Genomic DNA, 7,356 nt, shown 5'->3' on the forward strand with positions numbered 1-7,356 from the left:
GAGACCTAAACTAATTGTATTGTGCGACTTCTCGTTTGTTCAGTTCTTCTCGAAGTGCATGAAGCTCGTCTAAAACCGCTTTGTCGGTTTTGCTCGCAACAATGAGTAAAACAATATAGCCGACACCAGGAATCAAGCACGCTAAGAAGTAACCAGTCCCCAATCCCTTACGCCTTACCATGGGCCAGGAAATTCCCGCCATTATAGCAGTTATGATAATCAGCGGCACGAATTGGGCAATTGCTACCCCGATATCACCTTGCATTGGTTATCCTCGTTCCTTGTTGCTCGCAGGTTGATCTTATCCTACGAGCAACATGTTTTCCTGCGATCAGCTAGTGGGGGGCGTTTTCTCAACCATGCATAAATACATAGCCGCCCAATAGAGCCCTCTTTACAAATCCATCAGCAGCCGTTGCGGATCTTCCAACGCTTCCTTGACCCGCACGAGGAAGGTCACGGCGCCTTTGCCGTCGACGATGCGGTGATCGTAGGAGAGCGCGAGGTACATCATCGGGCGGATCTTGATCTCGCCGTTGATGACCATGGGCCGGTCCTGGATCTTGTGCATGCCGAGGATGCCCGATTGCGGCGGGTTGAGGATCGGCGAGGACATGAGCGAGCCGTAGACGCCACCGTTGGAGATGGTGAAGGTCCCGCCCTGCATTTCCGCCATCGAGAGCTTGCCGTCACGGGCGCGGCGGCCCTTTTCGGCGATGGCTTTCTCGATTTCGGCGAAGGACATGGCGTCCGCGTCGCGGATGACCGGGACGACGAGGCCGGAGGGCGTGCCCGCGGCGATGCCCATGTGGACGAAGTTTTTATAGACGATGTCCGTCCCGTCGATCTCGGCGTTGACCTCCGGCACTTCTTTCAGCGCGTGGCAGCAGGCCTTGGTGAAGAAGGACATGAAGCCGAGGCGCGCGCCGTGCTTCTTTTCGAACTCGTCCTTGTACTGTTTGCGCAGGGCCATGACCGCGGTCATGTCCACCTCGTTGTAGGTGGTGAGCATCGCGGCGGTGTTCTGGCTGTCCTTGAGGCGCTTGGCGATGGTCTGGCGCAGGCGCGTCATCTTCACCCGCTCTTCCCGCGCCTCGTCATCGGCGGCCACGGGGCCACGCGGCGCTGCTGCCGGAGCGGCGGAGACGGGGGCCGCGCTCGCGGCGGCGGCGGCCTTGGCCACGTCTTCTTTCATGATCCGCCCGTCGCGGCCGGAGCCGGTGACCTGATCCTTGGAGAGCCCGGCCTCGGCCATGGCCTTCTTGGCAGCGGGCGCGTCTTCGACATCCTTGCCGGAGGCGGTGGCGGAGGGTTCGGGCGCGGAGGGGTGCATCTCTTCTTCAGAAGGTTGCGGCACGCCGCCCTCGGTCGCGATCACCGCGAGCTTGGCGGAGGCATCGACCACGGCTCCTTCCTCGGCGAGGATTTCGCCCAGAACACCGGTCGCAGGGGCGGGCACTTCGACGGAGACCTTGTCGGTCTCCAGCTCGCAGAGCATCTCGTCGGCGGCCACGGCGTCCCCGACCTTCTTGAACCAGGTGGAGACGGTCGCCTCGGTCACGCTTTCGCCGAGCGTCGGCACCATCACGTCAACGGATTTACCCGACGGCTTGCTATCGCCGCTCTCCTCGCTTTTCGCCGGCGCTGAGGCCGGAGCCGCAGTTGCAGGCGCAGTCGCAGGCGCGGAGGCGCCGGCCTCGCCCGCCGCGGTGATCGTGGCCAGCAACGCATCGACCCCGACGGTTTCGCCCTCTCCCGCGACGATCTCGGCCAGAGTGCCGGTCGACGGGCTCGGGACCTCGACGGTGACCTTGTCGGTCTCCAGCTCGCAGAGCATCTCGTCCTCCGCCACCGGATCGCCGGGTTTCTTGAACCAGGTCGCCACGGTCGCTTCGGTCACGGATTCGCCAAGTGTGGGCACGCGTACTTCAGTGGTCATCGTCTCAGTTTCCCTCGATGGCAAGCGCGTCATTCACGAGCGCCTGTTGCTGTGCTTTGTGTGCGGAGGCAAGCCCGGTCGCAGGCGATGCCGCGGTGGACCGCCCGACATAGACGGGGCGCTTGTGTTTCGCCTTGATGCGCCCCAGGACCCATTCGATGTTGGGCTCGATGAAGCTCCAGGCGCCCTGGTTCTTGGGCTCTTCCTGACACCAGACCATCTCGGCGCCTTTGAAGCGCTCCAGCTCCTTCACGAGGCTGATCGCCGGGAAGGGATAGAACTGCTCGATCCGCAGCAAGTAGACGTCGTCGATCCCGGCGGCGTCGCGGGCTTCCAGCAGGTCGAAGTAGACCTTGCCCGAACACATCACCACACGGCGGATCTTGTCATCGGCCACGAGCGTTGTGTCGGAGTTGCCGTGCTGGGCGTCGTCCCAGAGCACACGGTGGAAGCTCGATCCGTCGGTGAAATCCTCCGCGCGGGAGACCGCCAGCTTGTGGCGCAGGAGCGATTTCGGCGTCATCAGCATGAGCGGCTTGCGGAAGCTGCGATGCAGCTGGCGGCGCAGGATGTGGAAATAGTTCGCCGGCGTGGTGCAGTTGGCCACGATCCAGTTGTCCTGTCCGCACATCTGAAGGAACCGTTCAAGCCGGGCCGAGGAGTGTTCAGGGCCCTGCCCCTCGTAGCCATGCGGCATGAGGCAGACGAGGCCCGACATCCGCAGCCATTTGCTCTCGCCCGAGGAGATGAACTGGTCGAACATGATCTGTGCGCCGTTGGCGAAATCGCCGAACTGAGCTTCCCAGAGGGTCAGCGCGTTGGGCTCGGCGAGGCTGTAGCCGTATTCGAAGCCGAGCACCGCGTATTCCGAGAGCATCGAGTCGATGACCTCGTATTGCGCCTGCCCCGCGCGGATGTTGTTGAGCGGATAGTAGCGCTCTTCGGTGTCCTGATTGATGATGCCGGAATGGCGCTGGCTGAAGGTGCCGCGCGTGCTGTCCTGACCGGCGAGGCGAACGGGGTAGCCTTCCAGCAGGAGCGAGCCGAAGGCCAGCGCTTCGCCCGTCGCCCAGTCGAACCCTTCGCCGCTCTCGAACATCCTGGACTTGGCATCCAGCAGCCGCCCGACCGTCTTGTGCAGCGGGAAGCCCTCGGGCGTTGAGGTGAGCGCCTTGCCGATATCGGCCATCGCCTCGGGGCTGATGGCGGTCGCGCCGCGCTGGTAGTTGTCCTCTTCAACCCGGTCGAGATGCGACCAGCGGCCATCGAGCCAGTCGGCCTTGTTGGGCTTGTAATCCTTGCCCGCCTCGAACTCGTCGTTGAGATAGGACTGAAACTGGGCCTTGAGATCCTCGATCTCGCCCTCGGGGATGAGCCCGTCCTTGACCAGCCGTTCGGTATAGAGGCTGAGCGTCGTCTTGTGGCCCTTGATCTTCTTGTACATCAGCGGGTTGGTGAACATCGGCTCGTCGCCTTCGTTATGCCCGAACCGCCGGTAGCAGATCATGTCGATGACGGCATCCTTGCCGAATTTCTGGCGATACTCGGTGGCCACCCGCGCGGCATGGACAACCGCCTCGGGATCGTCGCCGTTCACGTGGAAGATCGGCGCCTCGACCATCAGCGCGATGTCGGTCGGGTAGGGCGAGGAGCGCGAGAAATGCGGGGCGGTGGTGAAGCCGATCTGGTTGTTGACCACGAAATGGATCGTCCCGCCGGTGCGGTGGCCGCGCAGGCCCGAGAGCCCGAAACACTCGGCCACGACCCCTTGCCCGGCAAAGGCCGCGTCGCCATGCAGCAGGATCGGCAGGACCTTGGTCCGGTCGCTGTCATTGAGTTGGTCCTGCTTGGCGCGGGCCTTGCCCAGCACGACCGGGTTGACCGCCTCAAGGTGCGAGGGGTTGGCCGTCAGCGACAGGTGAACCTCGTTGCCATCGAAGGTCCGGTCCGACGACGCGCCGAGGTGGTATTTCACATCGCCCGAGCCGTCCACATCCTCGGGCTTGAAGCTGCCGCCCTGGAATTCGTTGAAAATCGCGCGATAGGGTTTTTCCATCACGTTGGCCAGCACCGAGAGCCGCCCACGGTGGGGCATCCCGATGACGACCTCCTTGAGGCCGAGCTGTCCGCCGCGCTTGATGATCTGCTCCATCGCCGGCACCAGCGATTCGCCGCCGTCCAGCCCGAAACGCTTGGTCCCCATGTATTTGACATGCAGGAATTTTTCGAAGCCCTCGGCCTCCACCAGCTTGTTGAGGATCGCCTTGCGCCCCTCGCGGGTGAAGCGGATTTCCTTGTCGAACCCCTCGATTCTCTCTTTGAGCCAGGCCGATTGCTCGGGGTCCGAAATATGCATGTATTGGAGCGCGAAGGTCCCGCAATAGGTCCGTTTCACGATCGAGACGATCTCGCGCATCGTCGCGATCTGGAGGCCCAGCACGTTGTCGATGAAGATCGGCCGGTCCATGTCGGATTCGGCGAAGCCGTAGGAGCGCGGGTCGAGCTCTGGGTGCGGCTCGGGATCCTTCATCCCCAGCGGATCGAGATCGGCGGCGAGATGGCCGCGGATCCGGTAGGCACGGATGAGCATGAGCGCGCGGATCGAGTCGAGCACCGCCCGCTTGATCGCTTCATCGGTGACCTCGACGCCCTTTTCCGCCGCCTTGGCCGCGATCTTCTTGCCTGCGTCGCGCGTTTCCGTGTTCGCCTCCGCCCATTCTCCGGTCAGCGCGGCGGTCAGCTCATCCTGCGGTTGCGGCGGCCAGTCGCCCCGCGCCCAGGAGGGGCCCTGCGCCTCTTTCCGGACGCTGATCTCATCATCGCCAAGCTGCCGGAAAAACGCCTGCCAGGCTTCGTCCACCGCACCCGGATCGGCGGCGTAGCGCGCGTACATCTGCTCCAGATAGGCCGCGTTGTGGCCTTGCATGAAGGAAGAGGCGTGGAACTGGTCGTTGGGGCTTTGCTCGGTCATCATGACACCTCGCTCGGAAAGGGACCGGTGTGGGCGGGGAGGAGCGCTGTCCCCTCCCTCGGATTTATGAAGCTTTCAGCCGCGGATGCAACAATGCACGGAATTCGCGGTAACTGTTGCGCGTTTGACAGCCGGGACCGGGCCGGCGCCTGGGCCTTGCCGGTCCCGGATATGTCGCCTGCGCGGTTCACCTACCCGATGGCCTTGAGGACGGCTTCGCCGAGGCCAGCGGGGCTTTCGGCGACGACGATTCCGGCGGCTTGCATGGCTTCGATCTTGTCTTCAGCGCCGCCCTTGCCGCCGGCGACGATGGCGCCGGCGTGGCCCATGCGGCGGCCCGGAGGGGCGGTGCGGCCGGCGATGAAGCCGGCGGTCGGCTTCCAGCGGCCGCGCTTTTTCTCGTCGGCGAGGAACTGGGCGGCTTCTTCTTCCGCCGAGCCGCCGATCTCGCCGATCATGATGATCGAGGTGGTTTCGTCATCGGCGAGGAACCATTCCAGCGTGTCGATGTGTTCGGTGCCCTTGATCGGATCGCCGCCGATGCCGACGCAGGTGCTCTGGCCGAGGCCGACGTCCGTCGTCTGCTTGACCGCCTCGTAGGTCAGCGTGCCGGAGCGCGAGACGACGCCGACCGAGCCGCGCTTGTGGATGTGGCCGGGCATGATGCCGATCTTGCAGGCGTCCGGCGTGATGACACCGGGGCAGTTGGGGCCGATGAGGATCGACTTCGACGTCTCCAGCGCGCGCTTGACGCGCATCATGTCGAGCACCGGGATGCCTTCGGTGATCGCCACGATCACCTCCATCTCGGCGTCGATCGCCTCGAGGATCGAGTCGGCGGCGAAGGGGGGCGGGACGTAGATCACCGTGGCGTTGGCCTCGGTCACGTGCTTGGCCTCGTGGACCGAGTTGAAGACCGGCAGGCCGAGATGCTCCTGCCCGCCTTTGCCGGGGGTCACGCCGCCGACCATCTTGGTGCCATAGGCGATGGCCTGTTCGGAGTGGAATGTGCCTTGGCTGCCGGTCAGACCCTGGCAGATGACTTTGGTGTTTTCGTCGATGAGGACGGCCATGTGATTGGCTCCTGATATCTGTGTGGCGTCTTACGCGCGCCCGGAGTTGAAGTTCTGCCCGGCGGGGACCGCCGGGCTGCGCCGACCCGCCCCCCCGGGGCGGCGCATCTGCGCCTTCCCGCGGGTCGGCGCAGCCCTCTGCGCCCGGTGGCGATGTGTCGGCATCGAATGCATTCCGATCAGCCTTTCACGGCTTTGACAATCTTCTCCGCGCCGTCCTTGAGGTCGTCGGCGGCGATGACGTCGAGGCCGGAGGTGTTGATGATCTCCTTGCCCTTCTCGACGTTGGTGCCTTCGAGACGCACCACCAGCGGGACCTGCAGGCCGACCTCCTTGACCGCCGCCACGACGCCCTCGGCAATCACATCGCAGCGCATGATTCCGCCGAAGATGTTCACGAGGATGCCTTTGACGTTGGGGTCCGACGTGATGATCTTGAACGCCTCGGTGACCTTCTCCTTGGTCGCGCCGCCGCCCACGTCGAGGAAGTTCGCCGGCTCCGCGCCGTAGAGCTTGATGATGTCCATCGTCGCCATCGCTAGCCCTGCGCCGTTGACCATGCAGCCGATCTCGCCGTCGAGCGCGATGTAGTTCAGGTCATACTGCGAGGCCGCCAGCTCCTTGGGATCCTCCTCGGAGGTGTCGCGCAGCTCGGCGATGTCGGAGTGGCGGTACACGGCGTTGCCGTCAAAGCCCATCTTGGCATCGAGACACTTCAGATCGCCCGCGTCATCGACGATCAGCGGGTTGATCTCCAGCATCTCCATGTCCTTCTCGAGGAACATCTTGTAGAGCGTGCCCATCAGCGCCACGCATTGCTTCACCTGCTTGCCCTCGAGGCCCAGCATGAAGGCGATGCGGCGGCCGTGGAACGGCTGGTAGCCCGTCGCCGGATCGACCGAGAAGCTCAGGATCTTCTCCGGGGTCTCGGCGGCCACTTCCTCGATGTCCATGCCGCCCTCGGTCGAGCAGACGAAGGACACGCGGCTGGTCTGGCGATCGACCAGCAGCGCGAGGTACATCTCGGTGGAAATCCCCGCGCCGTCCTCGATATAGATCCGACCCACCTGCTTGCCCGCGGGGCCGGTCTGGTGGGTCACGAGCGTGCGCCCGAGCATCTTCTTGGCCTCGGAAGCGGCTTCCTCGACCGATTTGGTGATCCGAACGCCACCCTTCTCGCCCGCGTCGGCCTCCTTGAACGTGCCCTTGCCGCGCCCGCCGGCATGAATCTGCGCCTTCACGACCCAGATCGGACCATCCAGCTCACCCGCCGCCGTCTTCGCCTCTTCCGCCCGCAATACCGCACGCCCATCCGATACAGGCGCCCCATACGCCCGCAACAATCCCTTCGCCTGATACTCGTGTATGTTCAT

The 7,356-nt window shown here is 64.0% G+C and carries 5 protein-coding genes; all 5 read right to left on the reverse strand.

What is annotated here, in order from left to right:
- Positions 1 to 10: 10 nt before the first annotated feature.
- Positions 11 to 265 (reverse strand): hypothetical protein, encoded by a 255-nt coding sequence (locus BM353_RS16575; RefSeq protein WP_143104102.1) that lies wholly within the window; start codon positions 263 to 265, stop codon positions 11 to 13.
- A gap of 129 nt (positions 266 to 394) precedes the next feature.
- Complete coding sequence (odhB, locus tag BM353_RS05420; RefSeq protein WP_092077466.1) at positions 395 to 1,939, reverse strand: 2-oxoglutarate dehydrogenase complex dihydrolipoyllysine-residue succinyltransferase; 1,545 nt, start codon at positions 1,937 to 1,939, stop codon at positions 395 to 397.
- A gap of 4 nt (positions 1,940 to 1,943) precedes the next feature.
- Complete coding sequence (locus tag BM353_RS05425) at positions 1,944 to 4,910, reverse strand: 2-oxoglutarate dehydrogenase E1 component (RefSeq protein WP_092077582.1); 2,967 nt, start codon at positions 4,908 to 4,910, stop codon at positions 1,944 to 1,946.
- Positions 4,911 to 5,101: 191 nt separating this feature from the next.
- Positions 5,102 to 5,983: a succinate--CoA ligase subunit alpha gene (sucD, locus tag BM353_RS05430; protein ID WP_092077473.1), complete on the reverse strand. Its 882-nt coding sequence runs from the start codon at positions 5,981 to 5,983 to the stop codon at positions 5,102 to 5,104.
- A 179-nt stretch (positions 5,984 to 6,162) separates the two neighbouring features.
- On the reverse strand, positions 6,163 to 7,356 hold the full coding sequence (sucC, locus tag BM353_RS05435; protein WP_092077475.1) for an ADP-forming succinate--CoA ligase subunit beta: 1,194 nt from the start codon (positions 7,354 to 7,356) through the stop codon (positions 6,163 to 6,165).

The organism is Poseidonocella sedimentorum (assembly GCF_900116005.1).
Taxonomy (GTDB): Bacteria; Pseudomonadota; Alphaproteobacteria; order Rhodobacterales; family Rhodobacteraceae; genus Poseidonocella; species Poseidonocella sedimentorum.

What these genes read in the sequence shown, in the direction of transcription:
- BM353_RS16575 (WP_143104102.1), bottom strand. Translation starts at nt 265, where the DNA reads ATGCAAGGTGATATCGGGGTAGCAATTGCCCAATTCGTGCCGCTGATT.
- odhB (WP_092077466.1), bottom strand. Translation starts at nt 1,939, where the DNA reads ATGACCACTGAAGTACGCGTGCCCACACTTGGCGAATCCGTGACCGAA.
- BM353_RS05425 (WP_092077582.1), bottom strand. Translation starts at nt 4,910, where the DNA reads ATGACCGAGCAAAGCCCCAACGACCAGTTCCACGCCTCTTCCTTCATG.
- sucD (WP_092077473.1), bottom strand. Translation starts at nt 5,983, where the DNA reads ATGGCCGTCCTCATCGACGAAAACACCAAAGTCATCTGCCAGGGTCTG.
- sucC (WP_092077475.1), bottom strand. Translation starts at nt 7,356, where the DNA reads ATGAACATACACGAGTATCAGGCGAAGGGATTGTTGCGGGCGTATGGG.